Origin of the sequence: Povalibacter uvarum (assembly GCF_014202975.1) — a bacterium.
Classification (GTDB): Bacteria; Pseudomonadota; Gammaproteobacteria; order Steroidobacterales; family Steroidobacteraceae; genus Steroidobacter; species Steroidobacter uvarum.
In genome coordinates, this window is sequence record NZ_JACHHZ010000002.1 from 542,433 (window position 1) to 569,221 (window position 26,789).

Below are 26,789 nucleotides of genomic sequence, written 5' to 3' on the forward strand. Positions count from 1 at the left end.
GATCAACCGCGCTCCGTCGCAAGCAATGCGGCGAGTTGCTCCGCGTGACCGCGCAGCTCGCCGACTGCCGTCGCTTCCCAATGATCGGCACGCAACATCGGACCGACGTAGAACAAGTGCGGACCGGGCCAGCCGTCGGCATCCATCACCGCGCCTTTGGGTCCCGTTCGCAGACCCAGGCCGAGCGGATCAGGCACACACAGCCCCCTCTCCAGCAAATTGCGCCAGAGCGGATCGTTCGAGCGCTCGATCGCGTAATCCGGGCCCGTGCAGTTCACCACCTGATCGACCGTCAGCGTTTCGGATTGCGCGGCATGCCGCGGACGCCACGTGACTTCGATCCGGCCCGCGCGGGCTTCGAAGCGCTGGATCCGGCCGGCGTGAATCTGCATCTGTCCGCCGTTACGCAGCGTCTCGATCCGCTGCAGCACGTCCGGTGGAAGGCGATGTCGATGGACTTCCCACTGCGCGCGCAGGTGCCGCATGAAGCGTTCGCGATCGCGCTCCGGCATGCGCTGCCAGATCGTCGGCGCCATGTGGCGCACGAAAGTGACTGCTTCGCGCCAGTCGCCTCCGCATCGCTCTGCTTCCGCCGCGAGCAGACGCACTGCGCTCGCCAGCCCCCGCAGCGATCGCGATGCCGCCAGCAGCAATGCATTGCCGTCGCCCTTGAATGCTTCGGGCCTGAAAGGCGTTTGTCGCGGCGGCAGCAATCCGTGACGCGACAGCGCGTGAATTCTTGGTGTCGTGTGACGATCCGCTGAAGCAACGTTCACGATGTCGGCCATCGTGAGACCGGTGCCGATCAGGAGCACCGATTGATGCCGCGCGAACTTCAGGTCCTGCGACCACGGATCCGCCACGTACGCCGGATTTCCGATGAGCGTTTTCGCTGCAGGAAGAGAAGCCGGTTTCGGATTGCCCAGCGCCAGCACGACATCGTCGGCGGTGAGTTTGCGTCCATCAGCGAGTTCGAGCTGCAGCGGCAAATGCCGCTCGAGGCGCCGCACTCCACTGACTTCGCCGCGCCAGATCTCCAGGCGGATATTGCTGGGTGCGCTCAGTTCGGCGGCAAGCAGCACCTGCTGAAGGTATTCCCCGTAGAGCGCCCTCGGCAGAAAGTCCTCACCGGTAGCCTTGGGAATGCGTTCCTGCGCAAAGTGGAGAAATTCCTTCGGTGCGAGGGAATTCGCCGACATGCGGCTTGCCGGCACGTTGAGCAGGTATGGGAACCGCCGTTCCGCGTACGCGACACCACGCCCGACCGTCTCCGATCGTTCGATCAGCACCAGTCGCGTGGGTCCCCGAGGCGGCCGACGCAGGAGATTCGCGGCCACCAGCGTGCCGCTGAAACCTCCGCCGACGATCGCGATCGTGCGCAGCAATCCCGCCAAGAAACACTCCACCTGAATCTGTCGCGGACAGACTAGGTGAAGGGCGGTATCAAGTAAGTAACTGCGAGGTTAGAGATTGGGAGCGGGTCCCGGTCATTCGACGACGAGCTTGTATCCCGCGCCCGGCGCCGTCTGCAGCATCTCCGGCGCCGCGGGATCGATCTCGATCTTCTGGCGCAGGCGATGCACGAGTTGCTTGAGGAGCTGGCGGTCACCCGATCCCTTGTGTCCCCACACCTGCATCAGCAGGCGATCGGAGCTCACCGTGTGACCGGCATTCGCGATCAGCATCTGCAACAGGCGCAGTTCGAGCTTCGTGAGGCGCACCGGCGGATTGCCGCCCACCTGCACCGTGTGTTCTTCGACATCCAGCTGCACGCGACCCGCTGCGAGCGGTGCCGAGTTCTCCATCCCTGCGCGACGCAGCAGCGCTTTCACCCGGGCCAGCAACGTTCTCGGGCTGAACGGCTTCGTAAGGTAGTCATCCGCGCCGAGTTCCAGGGCCTTCACGAGATCCTCTTCCTCGCCGCGCACGGTGAGCATCATCACCGGCACGCGCGATTTCGCACGGACGGCTTCGCACACCTGGAAACCGCTCGCACCCGGCATGTTGATGTCGAGAATGACGAGATCGGGTGATTCGGATTCGAACGCCTTGATCGCGCTCGGCCCGTCACCTGCCTTGACGACAAGATAACCCGCCTGCGAAAGCGTGAACGCGATCAGCGCGAGCAGGTCTTTGTCGTCGTCGGCGGAGAGGATTTTCATGAAGATGGAGCGACGTGGGTGACGGAAGTGACGACAGTCACTCCCGCCAGAATAAGATGTTGCGACGCAGGCTGTGCATACGAAAGTGGCATGTCGTGGTAACCGGTTCTGCCTTCGTCACTCAGGCTTCGCCTGCATCAGCTCCACCACGAACCTCGTTCGCCCTTCCCTGCGTTCCGCATGGATCGAGCCTTCGTGGCGATTGATGATGGATTTGACGATCCACAGACCGAGACCGAGGCCGCCCGGCTCGGGTTCCTGGTCGGGGCCGCGGTAGAAGCGTTCGAAGATCGAACCGCTCTCGATCTCCGGGACGCCGGCACCTTCGTCTTCGACCCAGGTCGTCACTGTGTGGCCCGTAGCCGAGGCGCCAATGCGAACGGTGCTGTCCTCGGGCGCGAACTTGCTGGCATTGGCCAGCAGGTTCACGAACACCTGCGTCAGTCGCGGGCCATCGCCGTCGACACGCGGCAGATCCTCCGGAATATCGAGGACCAGTGTCTGGCGGCGCTGCTTCAGCAACGCACCGATGAGGGCGTCCGCATCCTCGACGATCTCGGCGATCGCGACGCTCTGGTGCCGGATGCCGAGTTGCCCGGATTCGATGCGGACGCTTTCCAGCAGGTTGTCGATCAGGCGCGTGAGCCGCAGTGCACCGCGCTCGAGCGAGAGCACGAGCTCCTTCTGATCGGTGACGGACATCGTATCCATGCCTTCCCGCAGCAACTCGATCGAGGCGAGCTGCGCGGCAAGCGGTGTGCGGAATTCGTGTGAGATATTCGCAAGCACTGAATCGCGCGCACGGCGGACGCCTTCGAGCTCCGTTTCGTCACGAATGACCTGTACCTGCAGGTCGTCGACGGGTGCCGCGCTCGTGATGATGGTCGTGCGCGGCGTTCCTTCTCGGAGATTGAGCCTCTCGGTCGACTGCGCGCTGCCCTCGGAGCGAGCGTGCAGGATCGGGCAGTTGTTTTCGCACGGCCGCATGCCGTTCTCGGCACAGGGCTTCAGCACGTCGCCGCAGAAGCGGCCGATCGCTTCATGTGCCTGCACGCCGAGCAATCGCGCCGCTTGCGGGTTCAAGTAGCGAATGACACGGGACTTGTCGACCGCGTACACGCCCTCGACGATTCCGCCCAGGACCGCCTGTGCCTCCGCTTCGCGCCGTCGCAACGCACCCGTCAGTTCGACGAGGTTGTTGCGCATGTCTTCCATCGTGCGACCGAGCTTGCCGACCTCTTTGGTGCCGCCGACGGGGATCGATGTCGAGAAGTCACCGTGACCCAATCGCTCAGCCGCTTCGGTCAGCGTGCTGACGGGGCCGGTGACCTGCTGCCCAAGGATCACGCCCGCGAGAACCGCGAGCGCCGCCAGTACGATCGCGGTGATGATCAATCGCTTCACGAGGCTGCCAGTGGATTTGTCGATATCGCCGGCCGGCAGCCGCGCTTCGAGCAGCGCGATGGCTTCACCGGTGGATGCGAAGATGGGGAAGCTGGCGGCGTACAGGTCCGCATCGCCGATGCGCGCAACTGCGGAACGGCCATCGGACAATCCCGCGGAATGCAGCCGCGTGAAATCGTCGACGACGCGGTTGTTTACGAACGTCCGGTAGCTGATGAGATGAATGCCGAGTCCGACACGATCGCTGAGCAACCGTCCTAGCTTTTCATCCATCAGTCGAGCAACGAAGACGCGTCGCTCGGTTGCGCCCCCGACCTGCGCGGACGCACCGAGCACCGCACTCCCGGTGTTCGTCGGAACAGCGAGGAAACGCTCGCCCTGCTCCGTCGTTGCCTGCGCGATCTCCGCCCATGGCAAAGCAACGCCCGCCTGTGCGACGAGTGAGCGACCCTCGAATACCGCGCACGCAGTGATCGTGTCCGTATTGCATGAACGCCGCAGATAGGGACCGATGGCAGCCGCCTGGCGATCCGCCAGCAAGCGCTGCAACGTCGCCCGCTCAGCGACACTCTTCGCATGCGTCAGCGCGTCTTCACCGAAACGGCGCAGATCCTCGCGGGCCATCGCGCCAGCCAGCTGCACGCGCGACTTGCCCTGCTGGTCCGCCAGGTCCCGCAGCGAACCGATCGCGGAAATGGAAATGCCGCCCACGACCAGGATCACGATCAGCACGTTGATCGCGGCGATCCAGAACCCAAGGCTCGCACGCGACGTGTCGAGCTGGATGCGGTCGATGAATTCCTGGAGCCTGGAAAGCATGGAAGAAGCGGTTAGCGGTTAGCGGTTCGCGGTTGGTTCGGAATAGAGAGAGCTGGCGCACGCATAGCCGTTGGGTATCTCCGGCTCTGGTCCGGATCTGAACCAACCGCTGACCGCGAACCGCCAACCGCTTCGTCCGTCACGTCTTTTGTCTCCACTCGATCAGCGACTTGATGATCAATGTCAGGACCGCCAGCAGCGTGAGCAGTGAGGCGACCGCGAAGGCACCGACGAAATTGTATTCCTGGTAGAGGATTTCCACATGCAGCGGCATGGTCGTCGTCAGGCCGCGGATGTGGCCGGAGACCACGGAGACGGCGCCGAATTCGCCCATTGCACGAGCATTGCACAGGATCACGCCGTACAGCAGGCCCCAGCGGATCTTGGGCAGGGTCACGTGGAAGAAGGTCATGATGCCGCCGGCGCCGAGGGTGATGGCGGCCTCCTCTTCGTCGTTGCCCATCTGCTGCATCAACGGGATCAGTTCGCGGGCGACGTACGGGAACGTCACGAACATCGTCGCGAGGATGATGCCGGGCAGCGCGAAGACGATGCTGATGTCGTGCTCCTGCAGCCACAGGCCGAACCAGCCCTGCATGCCGAACAGCAGCACGTAGATCAGGCCGGAGATCACGGGCGACACCGCGATCGGCAGGTCGATCAGCGTGATCAGGATGCTCTTGCCCTTGAACTCGAACTTCGCGATGGCCCACGCAGCCGCGACGCCGAACACTGTGTTGGTCGGAACGACGATCGCCGCCGTGATCAGCGTCAGCCGGATCGCCGCAATCGTGTCGGGATCGGCGAAGCTGTTGAAGTACATCTCGAAGCCCTTGCTCAGCGCCGTCGCGAACACCGTGATGAGCGGTGCGAACAACAGGGCCGCAAGGAACAGCAGCGAGAGCGTGATGAACGCGCCCTTGATGACGGAGCTGACGAAAGTGTCGCGCCCCGGCCGGCTCGCGATCTCATCGAGCAGCGCTCTTGAAGGTCCACCGGCCATCAGGCGACTCCTCTCGGTTGTGGGTCCGACTTCAGTCGGACTCGCTGCGAGGATCGCCTGCGGCGATGACGTCCGGCTGAAGCCGGACCCACAACGGGAGGCCGATTCCGTCTCTGGCTATCCGCCATCCGCCATCCGCTATCCACTTCCATCTTCACCGCCCCGCCGCCACGTGTCGGCGACGCCCCCAGGTCTGCAGCAGGTTGATGGACAGCAGCATGACGAACGAGATGACGAGCATCAGGAAACCGATCGCCGCAGCGCCGACGTAGTCGAACTGTTCGAGCTTGATGACGATCAGCAGCGGTGCGATCTCGGTCTTCATCGGCAGGTTGCCGGCGATGAAGATGACCGAACCGTACTCACCCACGCCGCGCGCGAACGCCATCGTGAATCCGGTGAGCAGCGCGGGGGTAACCGTCGGCAGGATGATGCGCCGGAAGATCGTGAAGCGTCCCGCGCCGAGGGTTTCCGCCGCGTCCTCGAGATCGCGCTGCACCTCGACCAGCGCCGGCTGAATCGATCTCACGACGAACGGCAGGCCGATCAGCGTGAGCGCGACGACGACACCGATCCACGTGTAGGCCACCTTGATGCCGAACGGCGCGAGGTGCTCGCCGATCCAGCCGTTCTCCGCGAAGACTGCGGTCAGCGCGATACCCGACACGGCGGTCGGCAGCGCAAAAGGCATGTCGATCAGCGCATCGATCAGCTTGCGACCCGGAAAGTCGTAACGCACCAGCGTCCAGGCGATGACGAACCCGAAGATGCCGTTGAGCGTCGCCGCCAGCAGCGACGCGCCGAAGCTCAGACGAAACGACGCGAGCACGCGCGGATCGAACAGCACGTTCAGGAAATCATCCCAGCCCATCGTCGCCGTCTTCATCACGAGCGCCGCCAGCGGTATGAGCACCAGCGCGCAGAGGAAGAAGACAGAGAAGCCCAGCGTGAGGCCGAAGCCGGGAAGGATGGAGGGTTGGCGGAAAGAGGACATACGGACTAGCTGTGAGCGGTGAGCGATGAGCGGCGAGCCCGAAGTCCGTCATTGCCGCGCAAGCGGGAATCCATGCCTTTCGCCGAGATGGATTCCCGCGTGCGCGGGAATGACGAGTGGCTAGCGCGCATCACTGCGCCCCCGCCTGATAAATGCGATCAAACACTCCGCCATCCGCGAAGTGCTTCGCATGCGCCGCACTCCAGCCACCGAAGACTTCGTCGATCGTGAACGTCGGCAGCGTCGGGAACAGCTCGCCGTACTTGGCGAGGATCTCTGGCTTGCGCGGACGGAAATAGTGCTTCGCCGCGAGTTCCTGGCCTGCATCCGAATAGAGATGCTGCAGGTACGCTTCGGCGATCTGCCGGGTGCCGCGACGATCGACCACGGTGTCGACTACTGCGACGGGGGGCTCCGCGAGAATCGTGATCGACGGAATCACGATCTCGACTTTGTCGGGTCCAAGCTCCTTGAGTGCGAGCAGTGCCTCGTTCTCCCACGCAATCAGGACGTCACCGATCTCGCGCTGCACGAACGTATTCGTCGCGCCACGCGCGCCACTGTCGAGCACAGGCGTGTGACGATAGATTTCTCCGACGAATCTCTCCGCCGAAGCCTGCGCCTCTTCCACCTGCGCGGCGTTCGCGGGATCGTCGAGCTTCGACCAGTCGCCGAGCTGACGATGCAGCTCGTAGCCCCACGCCGCGAGATAGTTCCAGCGTGCTCCGCCGGACGTCTTCGGGTTCGGCGTCACTACGCTGACGCCCTCGCGAACGAGATCCGGCCAGTCGCGAATCTGCTTCGGATTGCCTTTGCGCACCAGGAACACGATCGTCGATGTGTAGGGCGCGCTGTTGTTGGGAAAGCGGGTCTGCCAGTTGGCGCCGAGCCGCTTGCCCTTCTCCTGGATGGAATTGATGTCGTAAGCGAGCGCTAGTGTCACGACATCCGCGTCGAGTCCGTCGATCACCGCGCGAGCCTGACTGCCCGAGCCGCTGTGCGACTGTTTGATCGTCACGCGCTGCCCTGTCTGCTGCTGCCATTGGCGCGCGAAATCCTCGTTGAAATCCCTGTAGAGCTCACGCGTCGGGTCGTAGCTGACATTGAGCAGCGTGACACTCTTGTCGTCGGAGGAACCACAGCCGGCGAGAGTGAGGATCGACAGCAGCGTGACGAACGCCGTGCGCAAGGATGGTGAGAGGTTCATCGCTCGTTCGCTCCGCTGGAGCCCGCCGGCCGATAGACGACCATGAGTGCGAAGGGCGGGGGGGTGGAAAACAGCGCCGCGAAGTTCTGATGCAGGTCGGCGAGATCGGAAATGCCCAGGATCAGCATCTGGTCCGGTGCGTCGTTCAGTTGCCGGCGCAGTTCTTCGGCGGCGGAACCGAATCGCAACTCCGTGCGCATTTCGAGACCATGCATCGCCTGCGCTTCGGAGCGTGCATCGAGCAATGTGCGCATGCCGACGGGCCGCTGAGTGTCCGATGCGCCCTCCGGCAGGATGCCCACGTAAACCGCTTCGGCTGAAACGTGCCGCAGCAGGCTGGCTGCAACCGCAAGCGTCGGTCGACGCGCCGCGTCGTTCGCCCAGTGAATGAGAACCCGCTGCGGCGGCAGCAACTGCTCCGGCAGCACGAGAACTTCAGCCGCGCCATTGCGCAGCAGCCATTCGATCTGCTTGGCCGTATCCACGCCAGGCGTGACGACGGCGACACCGGAGATCGGCGTTTCGGCATCGGTGCCCTCGGCAAGCGCGGGCTCCGTGCGCGTCGCGATGCGTGTCTTCATGCGACTCGCGAGTTCCGTCAGGAAAGGATGCGAGGCCAGGCGTTCCGCAGCGGCCTTCTGCGTGGCACACACCGTGTAGCTCGACAATGGCGTCGGCAATACGTGAATCCTGCGCACGCCAAGCGCGACCGATTGTCCGAGCGTCACCGGGAATGTGCGCTGCTCGTGCTGCGTCCGCGTCACCTCGAGCATCGCAGTACTCGCTGCAGCGTCACCGGGCGGTGTGATCTGTGCTTCCGCGGCGCCATTGGTCAATCGCACACGCAGTCGCTCGAGCGCGCCGGTGAACACCATCTCTTCGACCACACCGAGTCCCATGTAGTTGACGCGCAGATTGTCGCGCGTCGGCGCAAGCTCGATCTCTTCCGGACGAAGCACTGCAACGACTTCGTGCTCGCGCGTGCCATCGATCTTTTCGAGCGCACGAATGTTTACGGGCGTGGCACCGAAGCGAATGCCCTGCGCCGTCTGACGTGCCAGCAGCAGATTCGCGGCACCGAGGAACGTCGCGACGAATCGCGTTGCCGGTCGTGCGTAAAGCTCGTCGGGCTTGCCGCATTCGAGCAGCCGGCCGAGATTCATGACACCGATGCGATCCGCGAGCGCGAAAGCTTCTTCCTGGTCATGCGTCACCAGCACCGTGGTGATGTTCAGCTCACGCTGCACCTGGCGGATCGTGCGGCGCAGCTCTTCGCGGATCTTGGCATCGAGCGCACCGAACGGCTCGTCCAGCAGCAGTACCTGGGGCTTGTGAGCCAGCGCGCGTGCAACCGCCACTCGCTGCTGCTGGCCGCCGGACAACTGCGTCGGCAACCGGTCATCCATTCCTTCCAGAGCGACGAGCCGGAGCAGTTCCTTGCGACGGGCCAGCCGGTCAGCGGCTTTCATGCGGCGCACCCGCAAGGCAAACTCGATGTTGTCGCCGACGGTCATGTGCCGGAACAGCGCGTAGTTCTGGAACACCAGGCCGACGCCGCGCTGGCGGGCGGAAATATGCGTCACATCGCGACCGTGCAGCGCGATCCGGCCGTGATCGACCCCCGTCAACCCGGCGATGGCGCGCAGCAGCGTGCTCTTGCCGCTGCCGCTGGGACCGAGCAGTACGAAGAACTCGCCTTCGCCGACGTCCACCGAGACGTCATTGACTACGGGCGACCCCTGATACCGTTTGGTGACTTGATCGAGGGTAATGGACATAGGGGCGGCACTTTAGCGACCCGCGGGTAGTAAGGTCAGTCTCTGCCCGGTGACAAAACGGTTATAGAAGAGTGATCCGCCGATAACACTGCGGACGCTGGACGGGCGGTTGACCGTAGGCCATCGACGGTCGACAGTCCGAATGCCCTTGCAAACGCCCAACCGGACGAACGCTCAACGATGTCACTGCCTCCCTACGAAAAACTCGGCGCCTTCTATCTAGGCCGTGAAGTCGACCCGGCGACCGGGGCGGACAAGCCGGACCTCCTCTTATATGACTCGCGCGACCTGACGACCCACGCGGTCTGCGTGGGCATGACCGGGAGCGGCAAGACGGGTCTGTGCCTGTCGCTGCTCGAGGAAGCGGCGATCGACGGCATCCCGGCCATCGCGATCGACCCCAAGGGCGACATCGGCAACCTGCTGCTGACGTTCCCGCAACTGCGGCCGGAGGATTTCGAGCCCTGGGTCGATCCCGGTGAAGCCGCCCGCAAGGGTCAGACGACCCAAGCCTACGCCGCGGCGACCGCTGAAACATGGCGCAAGGGATTGGGCGACTGGGGCCAGGACGGCGAGCGGATCCAGCGCTTCCGCGATGCCGCGGATGTAGCGATCTATACGCCGGGCAGCACGACGGGCCGGCCGCTGTCCGTATTGCGTTCCTTCTCCGCGCCGCCCGCCGAGTTGCGACAGGACCCGAGCGCCCTGCGCGAGCGAATCGCGTCGACGGTTGCCGGGCTGCTGAGCCTGATCGGTGTCGATGCCGATCCGCTGCAAAGCCGCGAACACATCCTGCTTTCCACGCTGCTCGATCAGGCCTGGAGTGCCGGTCGCGATCTCGATCTCGCTGCATTGATCCAGAGCATCCAGAAGCCCGGGCTCGACAAGATCGGCGTCTTCGATCTCGAAACGTTCTATCCCGCGAAAGAACGCCTGCAGCTCGCGATGTCGCTCAACAACCTGATCGCGGCGCCGGGCTTTGCAGCATGGATGCAGGGCGAGGCACTCGATGTGCAGCGGCTGCTCTATACCGACGCCGGCAAGCCACGTATTGCCATCATCTCGATTGCCCATCTCAGCGATGCGGAGCGCATGTTCGTCGTCACGCTGCTGCTTGGCGAAGTCGTCGCATGGATGCGCCGGCAGTCGGGAACTTCGAGCCTGCGTGCACTGCTCTACATGGATGAGATCTTTGGCTACTTCCCGCCGACGGCGATGCCGCCGTCGAAGCAGCCGCTGCTGACGCTCATGAAGCAGGCACGCGCTTTCGGCCTTGGCGTCGTGCTCGCGACTCAGAATCCGGTCGATCTCGACTACAAGGGCCTGTCGAACGCGGGGACGTGGTTCATCGGCCGGCTGCAAACCGAACGCGACAAGGCACGCGTCATCGAAGGCCTGCTGAGCGCCGGCGAAGGCCTCGACAAGGCCGAGCTCGACAGCCTGCTTGCAAATCTCACGGGCCGGGTCTTCCTGATGCGCAATGCGCACGACGATGCGCCGGCGCTGTTCCGCACGCGATGGGCGCTGTCGTATCTGCGCGGCCCGCTCACGCTGCCGGAGATCGCGAAATTGACGCCGTCGCGGCCTGTCGAACAGCGCGCAGCCGCAGGCGCGCCGAGGGCCATGACTCCGGAAGCGGCAAGTTCAGCCGCGGGCAGCAGCAAACCTGTCGTTCCGGCGGGCATCGACGAGTACTACCTGCAACGTTCCTCGGGCGGCGCATGGACACCGCATCTGCTGGGAATCGCGCGCATGCACTTCGTAAATGCGCCGGCGGGCATCGATGTCTGGGAAACACGCTCGTATCTGCTCCCAATGGAGACGGACGACGATCCCAACTGGACCCAGGCCGAGTCCGCTGCCGACCTCAGCGATCAGCTGAAGAAGACCGCGACGGAGGGTGAGTACGCAGAAGCGCCCGCTGCCTTGCTTCGCGCCCAGAACTACAAGGCCTGGGAGAAGCAGCTCGAAGGCTACGTTTACGAATCCGCGGGCCTCGACGTCTTCCGCTGCCCTTCGATTGGCGCAACTTCCGCCGCCGGCATGACCGAAGCCGACTTCCGATCCCGTATTGCCCTGGGCCTGCGCGAGAAGCGTGATGCGGCTGTCGAAGCGCTGCGGAAGAAGTATGCGCCCCGCCTCACGACGCTCGAGGATCAGATTCGTCGCGCCGAAGACCGCGTCCGGCGGGAAAGCGCGCAGCTATCGGAACAGAAGATGTCGACCGCGATCTCCGTCGGCACGTCCATTCTCGGCGCGCTTCTTGGCCGCAAGAAAATCAGTGTCGGAAATGTGGGTCGCGTCGGCACCGCCGCTCGCAGCGCCGGCCGCATCGGTCGCGAAAGCGACGACGTCACCCGCGCGAACGAAAGCCTGGACGTGATCAAGCAGCGCTACACGGATCTGAGCAACGAGTTCGAACAGGAATCGAGCCGGCTGCAAGGCGAGTTCGATCCCGCAGCTGCGGTCGTCGATCGGGTTCAGGTCAAGCCGCGCAAAGCGGATATCGACGTGAAGAAGCTGGCGCTGGTTTGGGTGAGGTGAACGTTTGGGTGAGGTGAACGGAAGAAAGGGCGACGAAACGCTCGTCACCCTTTCTTCGCAGGCAGGCGGAAGCACTCCTGCTCGCGTCTCGCAGCTCGAACCTCGTGACCTTCCTCCTCAATCCGTCGCCACCCGCTGTCCCGGCTCTTCCGTGAAGATCAGCTCGACGCGGCGATTCTGCTGACGGCCAGCGGCGTTGTCGTTGCTCGCGACCGGGAAGCTTTCGCCCTTGCCCGTCGACGAGATCTGTCCACCGGAGACTCCCCGCTCCATCAGCGCCGCCTGAACAGACAGGGCGCGGTTCTGTGAGAGCTGCTGGTTGAACTCATCCGCACCGACGCTGTCCGTGTGACCTTCGATCACGACCTTGCGCGTCGGCTCTTCCTTCAGGGCACTCGCGAGACGATCGATCGTGCCGTACGCACCTGGCTTCAGCGTTGACTTGCCGGTATCGAAGAGCACGTCGCCCAGTGTCAGTACGAGGCCGCGGTCGGTCTTCTGCGCCTTCAGATCCTTGAGCTCCTGCTCGAGGCTCTGTGCACGCATACGCTGGGCGTCCGCTTCCCGTGCACGTGCCTGCACCAACACCTGCTGGCGTTCCTGCTCGCCCTTGGCTAGCTCTTCCTTTGCCTGCGCTTCGAGAATCTTCTCGTTTGCGATCTGTGCGTTGAGCGCCGCGACGGTCGCCTCGTAGCGGATGTCCGGTTCCTTCCCGCCCTGCTCCATCATGCGGTTGGCGGAATCAAGAGCCTTGCGCGCGTTCGAAACATTCTCGGCCGCGACACCGGCACGCGGAGAGCTTTCGATTTGTGGCACGACCGCGCGAGCGGTCTCCAGCTCGGCAATCGGCTGGTCGGGTGTCGAGCTGCAGGCACCGAGTACCGCAGCCACCGCTACAGCCAATGCTGCCCGCGGTATTACGTTGGATAGCAGTTTCATGGTCACAACCTCTTCAATTGAAATCGGTGGGCATCAGCGCGGCGTCGTGCCGGCGCGATCTGTTTCCTGTCGCAAGGTTTGGATGGAAGCCAGCAGCTCATCCGCAGCCTTGCGCGCACTCGCGTTCTGCGCCTTCGCGACTGCCAGCTGAGCATTCAGCTCCGCCTGGTTCGCATAGCGCTGCGCGGTGGTTTCGTTCTTGGCCTCCAGCGCCTTCTGCGCCTGTGCGTAGTTGTCCTTCGCCTGCTGCAGCTCAATGGCGCCGGCCTCGGACTTGCCGATAGAGGTTTCCGCCTGTTTCACGGCTGTCTCGCTGCGCGCGACCTGCTGTTTGGTCAAGTCCGATACACCGGCGCAGGCGCTCAGGCAAACGAGCGCCACCGTGCCGGCGATAAAAGATCCGAACGCTGTGTTCATGATGCGTCTCCACTGGTAGGCGCTTCGCCCAGCACGCCCGGTTGTAAGAGTTGAGGGTTATTCACCGATTTCTGAAGGATTGAACGCACACGGCGCAGGGCGGGTTCCGGTTGTTTACGCGCACGAATATGCTGATTCCGCCACACGACTTCCGGGTCTGCAGGATCGTCGGTAGAGTGCGGACATCCAGACGGGTTTCGACGGGATTGCAGAGCATGAGTCGACATCAGACATCGCGAGTGACTTCGATCTTTGCGCTCGCCCTCCTCACCGTAGCAACGATCGGCGGATGCAGCTCGCGCGTGTCCGAGCCGGTCGCCGGCCGCTATCGCGCTGTCCTCGAATTGCCAGGCGGCGATGCACCGTTCGGTCTCGACATTGCGCGCGAGGACGAGAAGACGGTTCTCTATCTGAGCAACGGCACCGAGCGTACGCGCGTCGCAAACGTGACGGTGCACGATGGCGAACTCTCAGCCGTGTTTCCCGGCTACGAGAACACGCTGCGAGCAAAGGTGTCGCGAGACGCGCTGGACGGCAACGTCACGCTGATCAAAGCGGGCGGCGTCGAGCAGGTGATCCCCTTCAGGGCGAAGCTCAACGAAACGTGGCGGTTCTATCCGGAATCGCTGACGGACAACCCCGACGTCGCAGGCAGATGGGAAGTTACGCTCACGGACAGCGAAGGCAAAGCCACGAAGGCCGTCGCGCTACTCGAGCAATCGCACGATCGCGTGAGCGGCACGGTGATGACGCCGACAGGCGATCATCGCTTCCTCGACGGCCAGATTCACGGCAACGAGCTGCAGCTCTCGACGTTCGCCGGCGGCCTCGCTTACCTCTACAAGCTGCAGGTCGTCGACGGCGCACTGCAGGGCGATTACTGGCAGGGCCTGAAGAGCCACGAACAGGTCGCTGCGAGCCGCAACGACAACGCCGAGCTCGAGCACATCGAGACGACGCTGAAGTCCGACGACCGCTTCAACTTCACGTTCAAGGATGTCGACGGCAACGACGTCGCGTTGAATGACGAACGCTTCCGCGGCAAGGTCGTCGTCGTGACTCTCGGCGGCACCTGGTGCCCGAACTGCCACGACGAAGCTGCGTTCCTCGTTCCCTACTACCGCGAGATCGAGGCGCAGGGCTTCGAGGTGATCGCGCTCATGTTCGAGCGTCACGGTGAGTTCGAGAAGGCGGCCACTGCTGTGCGTGGATTCCGTCGCGACCTCGGCATTCCGTACACGACGCTCATCGCCGGTGTTGCCGATGACGAAGATCCCGAACGCAAGCTGCCGACGCTCAGCGGTGTTTACGGCTATCCCACGGCGATCTTTGTCGATCGCACCGGGCACATCCGCAAGATCCACACCGGATTCTCCGGACCGGCGACGGGCAAGCACTACGACGAACAGATCGCCGACTTCAAGGCGCTGGTCGAACAGCTGCTGAAGGAACCGGCGACCGCGTCGTAGTCATCCGCCGAGGTCACTGTCATGGCACTGCGCGCAGGACTCATCGGATTCGGGCTGGCCGGACGCTATTTCCATGCACCGCTCATCGAAGCGGCAGGCTTCGAGCTGAGTGCTGTCGTCACGAGCCGTGCAAAGGATGTCCGCGACAATCATCCGCGCGCGGCCGTCGTGGACTCGGCGGACACTCTGATCGCGAGCGATGACATCGACGTCGTCGTGATCGCCTCGCCGAATCAGTTCCACTTCCCGCAGGCACGCGATGCCATCCTGGCCGGCAAGCATGTCATCGTCGACAAGCCGCTCAGCATCACTTCATCTGAAGCAGAGTCGCTCGCGGAGCTTGCCCGTGGCCACAACGTCAAGCTCGCCGCATTTCAGAACCGGCGCTGGGACAGCGACTTCCTGACGATCCAGTCCCTGCTCGCCCGCCAGCAGCTCGGCGAGGTCGTCTTCTATCGTGCGCGATGGGACCGTTTCCGTCCCACCGTCGCGGACCGCTGGCGCGAACGCCCCGAACCCGGCGGCGGGATCCTGTACGACCTCGGCTCTCATCTCATCGACCAGGCGCTTTGTCTGTTCGGCAAGCCGGACTGGCTCACAGCCGACGTCTTCATGCAACGCAAGGGCGCCGCCGTCGACGACGGTTTCGAGATCCTGATGGGGAAAGGCGCGCTCCGCATTTCTCTCGGCGTGAGCTCACTCGCCGCCGATGGCGATTGGCGTTACTGCCTGCATGGCACGAGCGGCTCCTTCTTCAAGCGCGGCCTCGATCCTCAGGAAGAACAGCTTCGCGCAGGCACACCGCCAGCGGCCGCTTCCTTTGGCGTCGAGCCGGAGAACCGCTGGGGAACGCTCACGAGGGACGCCGGGGCACGGACGATCGAATCCGCGCGCGGCACGTGGGTACGGTTCTATGAACGGATGCGCAGCGCAATCGAGAACAATGACCCCGAGCCGGTGACGGCGAGCGAGGCGGCGCTGATTCTGAGGGTGATCGAGGCGGCGCAGCGCAGCAGCAGCGAGGGACGACGCGTCGATCTTTGAAGCTCCGCCGGAGTCGATGACTTCACCGATCCCGGCGGGCGGTTTATTCTTGTTCGATTACCGGATCACCTGCGAACAAATCATGCCCTCCTTCGACATCGTCTCCGAGCTGAACGCGCACGAAGTGTCCAACGCGCTCGACCAGGCCAGCCGTGAAGTTTCCACGCGGTTCGACTTCAAGGGGACCAACGCAAAATTCGAACTGAAGGAATTCGTCATCACGATGACGGCGCAGGCCGACTTCCAGCTGAAGCAGATGCTCGACATCCTGCGCCTCAAGCTCAGCAAGCGCGGCATCGATGTGATGTGCATGAAGATCGACGATCCCGTCATGAGCGGCCAGACCGCCAAGCAGGTCGTCACCCTCCGAGAGGGCATCGACACGGAGCTCGGCAAGAAGATCCAGCGCCTGATCAAGGACTCGAAACTGAAAGTACAGGCCGCGATCCAGGACAAGCAGGTCCGCGTCACGGGCAAGAGCCGTGATGAGCTGCAGGAGACGATCGCGCTGATCCGGGGAGCGAAGCTGGAGTTGCCGTTTCAGTTCACGAACTTCAGGGATTGACGTCCTTCGAGTACGCCCGCCACTCCTTTCCCACGATCAACCTCGCGCCCCGCGTGAAGGTCATATACGACCACGCCCACTGGACCAGCACGATCACGCGATTGCGGAAACCGCTGAGGCGGTAGATGTGAACGAGCAGCCAGACCCACCAGGCCATCCAGCCTGAGAGCTTGAAGCCGAAGATTTCGCAGATGGCACGGCTGCGGCCGATCGTTGCCAGCTGGCCGAGGTTGCGATAGCGAAATGGAGTGCGCGCGCGGCCACGAAGATCGTTGTGAATCATGTCAGCGGCGTAGACGCCCTGCTGCATCGCTACGAGCGCGACGCCGGGCAGCGGCTTGCCGTCTTCGCCCGCGCTGTGTGCGAGATCGCCGGTGATGAACACTTCGGGGTGGTCCGGCACGGTGAGGTCGGGATTGACGACGACACGGCCGACCGAATCGAGCGGTACGCCGAGCGTTCGGCCGATGTCGGCCGCTCGCACGCCGGCGGCCCAAAGCACGGTCGATGCATTGATCTGTTCGTTGCCAATCACCACGCCTTCGCTGCTGACGTTCGTCACGCGCGCAGCAGTCCACACCTGCACACCTAGCGATTCGAGATCACGCATGGCGCGTGCGGCGAGTTTCGCATCGAAGGAAGGCAGAATCCTCGGACCGGCTTCGACGAGCATGACTCGGGTCTGCCGCGGATCGATGGCTCGAAAATCCCGCGCGAGCGTGTAGCGGCTCATCTCCCCGATCGCGCCTGCGAGTTCGACGCCGGTGGGCCCGCCGCCAACGACAACGAACGTCAGATGACGGCGACGGGTATCGGGGTTGCTTTCGCGTTCCGCCGCTTCGAAGGCCTCGAGAACGCGGCGACGGATTTCGGTCGCCTGCGGGAGATTCTTCAGGCCTGGCGCGTGCGCCTCCCATTCCTCGTGACCGAAGTACGCATGCTGGGCACCGCATGCGAGCAGCAGATAGTCATAGGGAAACTCGCCGCTGTCGGTGACAACACGCTTCGACGCGAGATCGATTCGTTCCGCGCTCGCCTTGATCACCCGCGCATTGCCGCGGGAAAGCAGACTGCGGATCGGCGCCGCGATCTCCGCCGGGCTGAGCGCAGCCATCGCAACCTGGTAGAGCAGCGGTTGAAAGAGATGATGGTTCTCACGATCGATGACCGTGATGTCGACATCCTTGAACTTGCGCATGCAACGCGCAGCGTTCAACCCGGCGAAACCTGCGCCGACGATGACGATCTTCTTCAAGGGATCACCCCGCTTTGCTTTGAACGCCGTTCATCCGCGCTCGCGCCCATTCGAGCACCGGCTCGACGCGCGGCGACACCAGCTTCATGGCGCCATCGAAATCGACCCAGCGGTACTCGTTGTGCTCCGGTCGACCCAGCTCTTCGATCACGGGCAACGTGACATCGGTGGTACGGGTGCGAGCGACGTAATAACGGGCGACCTTGCCGCGGCTGTAAGGACCGGTCTCGGTGTGATCCTGGCCCCAGACGAATTCGAGGTCTTCGATGAGCGATTCCTCGCGGACTTCGCGGATCGCGGCAGCAAGCGGCTCCTCACCGGATTCCACCATTCCTTTCGGAAAGTCCCAGTGATTGAAGGCACGCAACAACAGGAAGCGCCAGCCGTCGGAGGTCTCTCGCGCGACCACCACGCCGGCAGACAATCTCGTGGTACGGGGCATGGACGCAGTATAGCGGAAGGTCTTCGCCGCTCGAATGCACAACTGCGCGATCGACCAGCTGCTGCGGCAATCACGGATGCATACAGGCCGCGCCGCCCGGCGGCGACTGCGTCAATCGTCCTGCGGATTTCCATAGGGTGCGGCTATCGCTCATCCATGGCATGATGCCCTTGCCTCATACCCAGGAACTTGCCGCCGATTTCCCGATGAATCTCCGCGATCTGAAGTACTTCGTGGCGCTGGCCGACACACGCCACTTCGGCAAGGCCGCCGAGCGCTCGTTCGTGAGCCAGCCGACGCTGTCGGCCCAGATCAAGAAGCTGGAGAACTATCTCGGTGTACAACTGATCGAGCGGCAGCCCCGCAAGGTGACGCTGACCGAGACGGGGATGAAGATCCTGCCGGTCGCGCGCCGCATCCTGCAGGAAAGCGAAGAGATCGTTTCGCTCGCACGGCACGAACACGACCCGCTCGCCGGCAAGCTCAAGATCGCGCTCATTCCGACCATCGGCCCGTACCTGCTGCCGCTGATCACGCGGAAGCTTCGCAAACAGCTGCCGCGACTCAAGCTCATGCTCTATGAGTACCAGACCAACCCGCTGCTCGATCGTTTGCGTGACGGCGAGATCGAGCTCGGCATTCTCGCGCTGCCCGTGCCTCATGACGGGCTCGAAACGCGGCCATTGTACGAAGAGCCTTTCACGGTCGCCGTTCCGAACCAGCATGCTCTCGCCAAGCGCAACAACGTCAAGCTCGACGATCTCACGGGCGAGAATCTGCTGCTGCTCGAAGACGGCCACTGCCTGCGCGATCAGGCGCTCGACGTGTGCAGCAAGATCGATGTGAAGGAGAGCGAGGACTATCGGGCGACGAGCCTCGAAACGTTGCGTCAGATGGTCGCCGCCGGTCTCGGCATCACGTTGTTGCCAGAGCTCGCGACTCGCGGTCCGTTCGGCTCCGGACATGGGCTCACCGTCAAATCCTTCGCTCGACCCGTGCCGACGCGAACTGTCGGCGCGGTCTGGCGCAAGAGCAGTGCCCGCTCGGCGGCAATCGATGCGGTCTGCGAAATCATCCGCACGACGATGCAGGAGTGATTCGATGCGAAAGTGGCTAGCCGGCTTTGCGATGCTCGCCCTGGTGGCGTGTACCCAATCGCCGCAGTCCGGTATCGAAGTAAAGGATGCCTGGTCCCCGGCGGCACCACCGGGCGCCGCCGCCATCGCGGTGTACGCCAAGATCGTCGTGCACAAGGACGACACGCTGCTGAAAGTCTCCTCTTCGCGCGCTGCCGTTGCCGAAGTCCATAACACGTTCGAAGAAGGCGGCATGATGCGGATGCGTCCGGTCGGGCAACTCGACCTGAAGCGCGGCGAAGCCATAAGCCTCCAGCCCGGCGGCATGCACCTGATGCTGATGGGCGTGAGCGAGCCGCTTGCCCCTGGCGCCGCGCTGGATGTGACTTTTCATTTCGCGAACGCGGGCGACGTGACGGCAACCGCCGAAGTCACGGCTCCGGGCGAACCCGCGCATTAACCATTCCGTCATCCTTGTCGGCGAAGCGTGCCTTTCGGCATGACGTCCGGCTGAAGCCGGACCCACAGGAAGACTCGAACGCACTGGGCGTTTCTGTCATCCCCGCGGACGCGGGGATCCATCGGAGAAGACATGGATTCCCGCTTTCGCGGGAATGACATGGGCTTCCCTTTTCCTCCGAACCAACCGCCAACCGCTAACCGCCAACCGCTTCTCTCCGTGTCATCTATCCGTCATCGCTCCGTCACACACCGCCCCTAGCGTGCCCTCGCTTGAAAAATCATTACGAGGGGCATCTCCATGAAGGCTTTCCTGTCCGCACTGGCGCTCGGCGCCAGTGCGCTCCCTGCGGCTGCGTCTGGCGAACACGGACTGACGCTCAAGCCGCTCGATACCTATGAGTCCGGCATCTTTGCGGAGGGCGCTGCGGAAATCGTTGCCTGGGACGGCTACACACAGCGCATCTTCGTCGTGAACGCCGCGGCGGTGACCGTCGACGTTCTCGATGGCTCGAAGCCGAATGATCTGCGCAAGATCGATGCGATCGACGCCTCGGCCTTCGGCGGCTTCGCCAACAGCGTTGCAGTTCATGGAGATGTGCTGGCGGTCGCAATCGAATCCGCCGACAAGCAGGCCAACGGCCTCGTCGCCCTTTATCGAACGAAGGACCTCAAGCTGCTGAACACGGTTCCTGTCGGCGCGTTGCCCGACATGGTCACGTTCGATGAGACCGGCCGCTACATCCTGGTCGCCAACGAAGGCGAACCGAACGCCGACTACAGTGTCGATCCGGCGGGCTCGGTCAGCATCATCGACCTCAAGCGCGGCGCCAAGCACGCCACTGTCCGTCATGCGACGTTCGATGCATTCAACGACAAGGCGGATGAACTGCGTGCCGCGGGCGTTCGCCTCTACGGCCCGAACGCGACCGTAGCCCAGGACGTCGAGCCTGAATACATCACGACTTCCGGCGGCAAGGCATACGTGACGCTGCAGGAAGCGAATGCTGTCGCCGTCGTCGATATCGCCCGCGCAACCGTGACGAAGATCCTGCCGCTCGGCTACAAGGATCACAGCCTGCCCGGCAACGGCCTCGATCCGAGCGATCGCGACAGCGCCGTCGCCATCGCGAACTGGCCGGTGTTCGGCATCTATTCACCCGACGCCATCAACTCGTACAGCTATCGGGGCAAGACATATCTCGTCACCGCGAACGAAGGTGACACGCGCGCCTACGACACGTTCAACGAAGAAGTACGCGTTGGCGCGAGCGCGGTGAAGCTCGATGCGACGGCATTCCCGAACGCATCGGCCCTCAAGGCGAATGCAGCGCTGGGCCGTCTCACCGTCACCAACACGCTGGGCGACACCGACGGCGATGGCGACTACGACGCGCTCTACGTTCCTGGCGGCCGCTCCTTCTCGATCTGGAGCAGCGACGGCAAGCAGGTGTTCGACAGCGGCAGCGACTTCGAGTCGATCACCGCGAACCTCCTGCCGGGCGCTTTCAACAGCAATCACGAGGAACAGCCGAGCGCGGACACGCGCAGCGACAACAAGGGTCCGGAACCCGAAGGCCTGGCGATCGGCGAATACCTGGGCCGCACGTACGCCTTCGTCGGACTCGAGCGGACCAGCGGCGTCATGATCTATGACATCACCAATCCGCGCGATGTCACGTTCGTCGACTACGTCAATCGCCGCGACTTCACCGTGCCAGTGTGCATCACCGACGCCGAGGACGAATGCGCTGCCTCGAATCCGGCAGCCGGTGACCTGGGACCGGAAGGCCTGACGTTCGTGCCGTGGGACTGCAGCCCGACCGGCCGCCCGCTGCTGATCGTCGGCAATGAGATCAGCGGATCGACGACGGTTTACGAACTGGCGAGGAAGTAAGAGAAGCTGGCTAGCTGTTAGCCAGCCAGCCAGAGAGAGATTAAGGATCGACTCTGACTGTGGGTCCGGCTCAGCCGGACCCACAAGGCCGGCGTTCTGGCTAGTTGGCCAACGGCCGGCCGGCCAGCTGGCTTCCTTCCGATTTGCCGTGTCCCGCCTGACACCTATATATAGAGGGCTCTTCTCCGTCCGAGCCCTGCGATGCCGAACCCCGCCAATCCGCCCAGCATCGGCGACCTGCACGACGAACAGATCGTCGCCCTGCTGCGAACCGGGGCCCATGCGGCATTGCTGTCCGCATATTTCGGCGACATCGCCTATCGTGAGTTGAGCCAGCTGGCGCGGCTCGCGGCGATCCGGCGCAACGACAACGGCGATCCTGTCCTCATACTTCCCGGCGTGATGGGTTCGCGGCTGGAGGATTCGAGCGCATCGCCCGCCTCGCTGATCTGGCTGCATCCAGCAGCGATCGGCGAAGGCCTGCTGTCGCAACTCGCGCTGCCGGGTTCTCAATCGATGCGCGCGAGCGGCGTCATGTTGCCGGGATACCTCAAGCTGAAGTTGTCTCTCGAGAGCGCCGGCTTCAGGCCTCTCTTCCACCCGTTCGACTGGCGCAAGGATCTGCTCACGCTCGGTGATGAGCTTCTGGCGACCGTCGAGAAGCTCAAGGGCCCTGTGTCCGTCGTTGCCCACAGCATGGGTGGGGTCGTCGCGCGGGCTGCGCTGCGCAAGGACAAATCGCGGCGCATTGCGAAGCTGATCCAGCTCGGCGCACCGAACCGCGGATCGTTCGCACCAGTGCAGGCACTTCGCGCCGTCTATCCGACCGTCCGCAAGATTGCCGCGCTGGATTTTCGTCACACTGCCGAAGAGCTGGCGCGCGATGTGTTTCACACGCTTGCTGGCCTGTATCACCTGCTGCCGGACGGCGATCAGGATTTCTTCGACGTCGCACGTTGGCCGCGCGATCAGTTGGCGCCGAACGCCCAGATGCTCGCCGATGCGCGCACCGCTCGCGCATTGCTCGCACCCGCGGATGATCGGTGCTATCTCATCGCTGGCGTGAATCAGGAAACAGTCGTTGCGGCGGACCTGCGCGATTCGCAGTTCGAGTACACGATCCGGCGGGATGGTGATGGCACAGTTCCTCTCGCTCTCGCGCAATGGCGGGGAGCGCAGACCTGGTACGTCGAGGAGAATCACGGCGGGCTGACCAACAACAATTCCGTCCTGGCCGCCGTGGATGATCTCCTTCGCTCCGGCAGCACCTCACGCCTGACGGATCGCGCGCCAGCCACGGATCGCGATTCCGGTCGCCGCGTCACCGACGCGGAACTGCGTCGCGAGGCAGTGACAAAGGTGCGATGGGACACGCTGTCCCTCGACAGTCGACGCCGCATTCTCGATCCGGTGATCACGCCGGAGTTCAAGAAGGAAGTGGATAGCGGATAGCGGATGGTGACTGGTCAGAGAAGGCCATGCCTGATGCGCAGGCTATTCACTCACTAAGAGCCCTCGCTCGATTAAGTAAAGCGGCATTACGAAGCCGCTCATTCCGCGCTCAAGCCTGGGGAGCCCCGGACGATATCTGGCTTAGCGCCTCGGGTTTTCCCCGTCAGCCTTGCGTGAGCGGGGCGCGCTGCCTTCTCGTCACTCCCGCGAAAGCGGGAGTCCATCCGAAGCCCGGCATGGATTCCCGCGTGCGTGGGAATGACGGAATCGTTGCCAAGGAGAAATCGTGTCCTGGTCGCCCTCCACATCCCTGCTCCCGCACGCAGTCGCGCTCGCGACCACAGTGCTATTGAGCAGTTGCGGTGGCGGAGGTGGCGACGCTGCACCTGCGAGTCCGGCAACTGTCACTCCGCCGCTCCGTGCGGTCGAGCAGTCTGACCTTCAGATCGCGCAGTTGCTTTACACAGGAACGCCGCGAACACCTGTCGGTTTCGAGGAAGACGCACCGGGCGCGGGTCATGTCTCCACTGCTCACCTGAAGAACACCGATATCGATGCGTCGCTCGTCGCGTCGCAGCCGCAGTACGAGTTGTGTACTGATGACTGGAACGAAGCGCTCGCCTGGTCCGAGGCTCACGCGCAAAGCGCGTCGCAGTACGCGGACCTCGTGGTCACTGAAGACACATCGAAATACTTCGAGTTTGGGCGTTCGCGCGCCGGCGAGCCCGATCTCACCTTGCGGGAACGCGTCTTCAAGTGCACGTACGTGAACCGCACCAACGCTAACCTGCGCGTTGCGGAAGGCTCGGCCGGTCAACTCAATCATCGCCCGCTCACCGCGAATGAGCTGCAGTCTCTGGGTGAGTATCTGTGGCAGTTCACGAGCTACAACAACTTCGGTCATGCGGTGCTCAAGAGCAGCACCTCGAACGCCACGACATCGCTCTCACACACGCTCATCATTGCGAGCCTGGTTCGCGACGGATATTCCACCAACTGCGATCGCGTTGACGTAGTCGCCTGGCGCCATTCAGCGAGTACCGCTACCGGCGAGTTGCTGCTCGATCTCGAAACGCTATGGAGCTTCGGCGCTCGCGAGACTGCGGGCACAGCGACGCTCTGCAATCAGTAGTCCTCAGCAGATCCGCACGCGGATACCAGTCCGAGCACGCTCGCGCAATCCACGGCGGCTCCCCACAAGTAACGTTCCGCCGGTGCGGCATTCGCCGCCTCCCTTGAGGAACGTTCATGTCGCAGACCGCTGGCCGACCGAAACTAAGCGAGAAGGGCCTTCTGACTCCGGACAATTGCGTCGTTGCCATCATCGATCTGCAACCGCAGATGCTGTTCGGCGTCGCCAACTTCGATCGCCAGACGGTGATCAATAACAATCTCGTGCTCGCGAAGTCTGCCCGCGTGTTCGATGTTCCCGTCGTCCTGTCGACGGTTGAGACGAAGAGTTTCAGCGGCCTGATGTGGCCTCAGGTCCAGGCGGTGTTTCCGGACCAGGCGCCGATCGAGCGCTCGACCATGAATGCCTGGGACCATCGCGGTTTCGTGAGTGCGATTGAAAACACGGGCCGCAAGAAGATCGTTCTCGCGGGGCTCTGGACTGAAACCTGTGTCGCCCTGCCGACGATTCAGGCACTACACGACGGCTATGAGGTTTACGTCGTCGAGGACTGCTGCGGCGATGTCAGCGTCCTTTCTCACGAGAATGCAATGAAGCGCATTGTTCAGGCAGGCGCGAAACCGGTCACCGCGCTCTCCGTGATGCTGGAATGGCAGCGCGACTGGGCCGCTCGCGGCACTTACGATGCCGTGATGGACATAGTGAAGAATCATTGCGGCGCATACGGCGTCGGTGTCGAGTACGCGTACACGATGGTTCACGGCGCACCGGCAACCAAGTTCGCCGACTACATCGTCCCCATGCCCGCCGCTCACGAATAGATCGATAACAGCAGTTGTCGATGGGCCCTCGACTCAATCGGCGTGACTTGCTTGGCGGCGCGCTGGCCCTGGCGACAGTGCGCAGCGAATCGGCAATCGATCCATCCATGAGCGACCTGATCCTCCATGGCGGACGCGTTACGACGCTGGACCCGGCGCGTCCGGAAGTCAGTGCTGTTGCCATTCGCGATGGCCGCGTCGAGGCGATCGGCAGCGACAAGGACGTGCTCGCTCATCGAGGCCCGGCCACCCGGGTGATCGACCTGCGAGGGCGCCGGGCGATTCCCGGACTGAATGACAGTCACACGCACCCCATTCGCGGGGGGCTCAACTACAACATGGAGTTGCGCTGGGATGGCGTTGCGTCGCTCGCCGACGCGCTGCGGATGCTTCGGGAACAGGCACGCCGTACTCCGGCTCCGCAATGGGTTCGGGTCGTCGGCGGCTGGTCGCAGTTCCAGTTTGCTGAACGGCGCATGCCGACGCTCGCCGAGATCAACGCGGCGGCGCCGGATACGCCTGTCTTCGTACTTCACCTTTACGATCGTGCGCTCCTGAATGCGGCGGCGCTTCGCGCAGTGGGCTATTCGAAGGACACGCCGGATCCGCCAGGCGCTTCGATCGAACGCGACAAGTCCGGGAATCCAACGGGGCTGCTCATCGCGAAACCCAATGCCGCGATTCTCTACTCGACGCTGGCGAAGGGACCGAGGCTGGGCTTCGACGATCAGGTCAATTCCACTCGTCACTTCCTGCGGGAGTTGAATCGCCTCGGGATCACGAGCGTCATCGATGCGGGCGGCGGCTTCCAGAGCTATCCGGACGACTATCGGGTCATCGATGCACTGAATGCGAACGATCAGCTCACGGTGCGCATCGCCTACAACCTGTTCACGCAGCATCCGCAACGCGAGCTGGAAGACTTCACGACCTGGTCGAAGATGATCAAGCCCGGTCAGGGCAGCGATCTCTACCGCTTCAACGGCGCCGGCGAGATGCTGGTGTTCTCGGCAGCCGATTTCGAGGATTTCCTCGAACCCCGACCCGATCCGCCGGCGTCGATGGAGCAGGACCTGGCACGCGTGGTGCGCTTTCTCGCGGAACAGCGATGGCCGTTTCGCATGCACGCAACGTACAACGAATCGATCACCCGCATCCTCGGCGTGTTCGAAGCAGTCAATCGCGAGGTGCCGCTGGCGGGCCTGAACTGGATCATCGATCACGCGGAGACCATCGACACCCGCAACATCGATCGGGTCAAGGCTCTAGGCGGCGGCATCGCCATTCAGCATCGCATGGCATTCCAGGGCGAGTCCTTCGTGCAGCGCTACGGCGCGGAGAAGGCAGCGCAATCTCCGCCAGTGCGACAGATGCTCGCAGCCGGTGTGCCGGTCGGTGCAGGTACCGACGCGACACGCGTGGCGAGTTATAACCCGTGGGTATCCCTGTACTGGCTGGTCACGGGGCGCACCGTCGGCGGCCTGGCGCTTTACGACGAACGCAACCGGCTCGATCGCGAAACTGCCCTGCGACTGTGGACCGAAGGCAGTGCCTGGTTCTCATCGGAATCCGGTCGCAAGGGTCGATTGGTGCCGGGGCAGTTCGCGGATCTCGCGGTGCTCTCCGACGACTACTTCACCGTGCCCGACGAGTCGATCAAGAGCATCAGCGCCGTGCTGACTGTCGTTGGCGGTCGCATCGTGCACGGTGACGGACCTTTCAGATCGCTTGCGCCCGGGCTGCCGCCCGCATCGCCGGATTGGTCGCCGAATCGGCATCGCGAAACGCTGGGAGCACCAGCCATTGCCAGCACCACGCAAATCTCTCATCGCTGTGCCTTCGATCAGGTGAATGGCTCGGCTGGATCGTGGGGACCGGCGGGTTGCGCCTGCTTCGTCTTCTGAGGGCCA

Annotated in this window: 22 protein-coding genes; 11 read left to right on the forward strand and 11 right to left on the reverse strand. The window is 63.4% G+C overall.

Going from position 1 to position 26,789, the window contains the following annotated elements; translation table 11 throughout:
• Positions 1-2: 2 nt before the first annotated feature.
• From HNQ60_RS08650 to HNQ60_RS08680, 7 genes are all read right to left on the reverse strand, one after another.
• On the reverse strand, positions 3-1,394 hold the full coding sequence (locus tag HNQ60_RS08650) for an FAD/NAD(P)-binding protein (RefSeq protein WP_184330706.1): 1,392 nt from the start codon (positions 1,392-1,394) through the stop codon (positions 3-5).
• Positions 1,395-1,487: 93 nt separating this feature from the next.
• Positions 1,488-2,162, reverse strand: coding sequence for a response regulator transcription factor (locus HNQ60_RS08655; RefSeq protein ID WP_184330708.1), 675 nt, complete (start codon positions 2,160-2,162; stop codon positions 1,488-1,490).
• Between the two features lie 117 nt (positions 2,163-2,279).
• On the reverse strand, positions 2,280-4,385 hold the full coding sequence (locus HNQ60_RS08660) for a sensor histidine kinase (RefSeq protein ID WP_184330710.1): 2,106 nt from the start codon (positions 4,383-4,385) through the stop codon (positions 2,280-2,282).
• Positions 4,386-4,524: 139 nt separating this feature from the next.
• Positions 4,525-5,388: a sulfate ABC transporter permease subunit CysW gene (gene cysW, locus HNQ60_RS08665; RefSeq protein ID WP_184330712.1), complete on the reverse strand. Its 864-nt coding sequence runs from the start codon at positions 5,386-5,388 to the stop codon at positions 4,525-4,527.
• A 154-nt stretch (positions 5,389-5,542) separates the two neighbouring features.
• A complete protein-coding gene (gene cysT / locus HNQ60_RS08670) occupies positions 5,543-6,382 on the reverse strand; it encodes a sulfate ABC transporter permease subunit CysT (RefSeq protein WP_184330714.1) in 840 nt (279 codons plus the stop codon).
• A 130-nt stretch (positions 6,383-6,512) separates the two neighbouring features.
• Complete coding sequence (locus HNQ60_RS08675) at positions 6,513-7,589, reverse strand: sulfate ABC transporter substrate-binding protein (protein WP_184330716.1); 1,077 nt, start codon at positions 7,587-7,589, stop codon at positions 6,513-6,515.
• Positions 7,586-9,367: an ABC transporter ATP-binding protein gene (locus HNQ60_RS08680; RefSeq protein ID WP_184330718.1), complete on the reverse strand. Its 1,782-nt coding sequence runs from the start codon at positions 9,365-9,367 to the stop codon at positions 7,586-7,588. Before HNQ60_RS08680 ends, HNQ60_RS08675 begins: the two co-directional genes overlap by 4 nt.
• Before the next feature lie 180 nt (positions 9,368-9,547).
• On the opposite strand from HNQ60_RS08680, the gene HNQ60_RS08685 reads away from it, so the two are divergent.
• The gene (locus tag HNQ60_RS08685; RefSeq protein ID WP_221304103.1) at positions 9,548-11,911 is read left to right on the forward strand and encodes an ATP-binding protein; all 2,364 of its coding nucleotides are present in this window, start codon (positions 9,548-9,550) and stop codon (positions 11,909-11,911) included.
• A 117-nt stretch (positions 11,912-12,028) separates the two neighbouring features.
• Here HNQ60_RS08685 and HNQ60_RS08690 read toward each other — a convergent pair whose 3' ends face one another.
• Entirely contained in the window at positions 12,029-12,850 is an 822-nt protein-coding gene (locus tag HNQ60_RS08690; protein WP_184330720.1) for an OmpA family protein, read from the reverse strand.
• 33 nt (positions 12,851-12,883) lie between these two features.
• Positions 12,884-13,267, reverse strand: a complete 384-nt coding sequence (locus tag HNQ60_RS08695; protein ID WP_184330722.1) for a DUF4398 domain-containing protein — start codon at positions 13,265-13,267, stop codon at positions 12,884-12,886.
• 215 nt (positions 13,268-13,482) lie between these two features.
• Here HNQ60_RS08695 and HNQ60_RS08700 point away from each other — a divergent pair, with 215 nt between their 5' ends.
• From HNQ60_RS08700 to HNQ60_RS08710, 3 genes are all read left to right on the forward strand, one after another.
• Entirely contained in the window at positions 13,483-14,736 is a 1,254-nt protein-coding gene (locus tag HNQ60_RS08700) for a peroxiredoxin family protein (protein WP_184330724.1), read from the forward strand.
• 21 nt (positions 14,737-14,757) lie between these two features.
• The gene (locus HNQ60_RS08705) at positions 14,758-15,780 is read left to right on the forward strand and encodes a Gfo/Idh/MocA family oxidoreductase (RefSeq protein ID WP_184330726.1); all 1,023 of its coding nucleotides are present in this window, start codon (positions 14,758-14,760) and stop codon (positions 15,778-15,780) included.
• An 82-nt stretch (positions 15,781-15,862) separates the two neighbouring features.
• The gene (locus HNQ60_RS08710) at positions 15,863-16,345 is read left to right on the forward strand and encodes a YajQ family cyclic di-GMP-binding protein (protein ID WP_184330729.1); all 483 of its coding nucleotides are present in this window, start codon (positions 15,863-15,865) and stop codon (positions 16,343-16,345) included.
• On the opposite strand, the gene HNQ60_RS08715 is transcribed toward HNQ60_RS08710, so the two are convergent.
• Together HNQ60_RS08715 and HNQ60_RS08720 are read right to left on the reverse strand one after the other, a co-directional pair.
• On the reverse strand, positions 16,335-17,600 hold the full coding sequence (locus HNQ60_RS08715) for an NAD(P)/FAD-dependent oxidoreductase (RefSeq protein ID WP_184330730.1): 1,266 nt from the start codon (positions 17,598-17,600) through the stop codon (positions 16,335-16,337). The genes HNQ60_RS08710 and HNQ60_RS08715 overlap by 11 nt on opposite strands.
• A 4-nt stretch (positions 17,601-17,604) precedes the next feature.
• Entirely contained in the window at positions 17,605-18,042 is a 438-nt protein-coding gene (locus HNQ60_RS08720) for an NUDIX domain-containing protein (protein WP_184330732.1), read from the reverse strand.
• A gap of 206 nt (positions 18,043-18,248) precedes the next feature.
• Here HNQ60_RS08720 and HNQ60_RS08725 point away from each other — a divergent pair, with 206 nt between their 5' ends.
• From HNQ60_RS08725 to HNQ60_RS08755, 7 genes are all read left to right on the forward strand, one after another.
• On the forward strand, positions 18,249-19,139 hold the full coding sequence (locus HNQ60_RS08725; RefSeq protein WP_184330734.1) for a LysR substrate-binding domain-containing protein: 891 nt from the start codon (positions 18,249-18,251) through the stop codon (positions 19,137-19,139).
• 4 nt (positions 19,140-19,143) lie between these two features.
• The gene (locus tag HNQ60_RS08730; protein WP_184330736.1) at positions 19,144-19,578 is read left to right on the forward strand and encodes a copper chaperone PCu(A)C; all 435 of its coding nucleotides are present in this window, start codon (positions 19,144-19,146) and stop codon (positions 19,576-19,578) included.
• Between the two features lie 300 nt (positions 19,579-19,878).
• A complete protein-coding gene (locus tag HNQ60_RS08735) occupies positions 19,879-21,474 on the forward strand; it encodes a choice-of-anchor I family protein (RefSeq protein ID WP_184330738.1) in 1,596 nt (531 codons plus the stop codon).
• A 201-nt stretch (positions 21,475-21,675) separates the two neighbouring features.
• Positions 21,676-22,926 carry a lipase family alpha/beta hydrolase gene (locus tag HNQ60_RS08740; RefSeq protein WP_184330740.1) on the forward strand — a complete coding sequence of 417 codons (1,251 nt, stop codon included), beginning with the start codon at positions 21,676-21,678 and terminating at the stop codon, positions 22,924-22,926.
• A gap of 286 nt (positions 22,927-23,212) precedes the next feature.
• Positions 23,213-24,058 carry a hypothetical protein gene (locus tag HNQ60_RS08745; protein ID WP_184330742.1) on the forward strand — a complete coding sequence of 282 codons (846 nt, stop codon included), beginning with the start codon at positions 23,213-23,215 and terminating at the stop codon, positions 24,056-24,058.
• Between the two features lie 116 nt (positions 24,059-24,174).
• Positions 24,175-24,879 carry a hydrolase gene (locus HNQ60_RS08750; protein ID WP_184330744.1) on the forward strand — a complete coding sequence of 235 codons (705 nt, stop codon included), beginning with the start codon at positions 24,175-24,177 and terminating at the stop codon, positions 24,877-24,879.
• Positions 24,880-24,899: 20 nt separating this feature from the next.
• Positions 24,900-26,783 (forward strand): amidohydrolase, encoded by a 1,884-nt coding sequence (locus HNQ60_RS08755; RefSeq protein ID WP_184330746.1) that lies wholly within the window; start codon positions 24,900-24,902, stop codon positions 26,781-26,783.
• Positions 26,784-26,789: the final 6 nt, after the last annotated feature.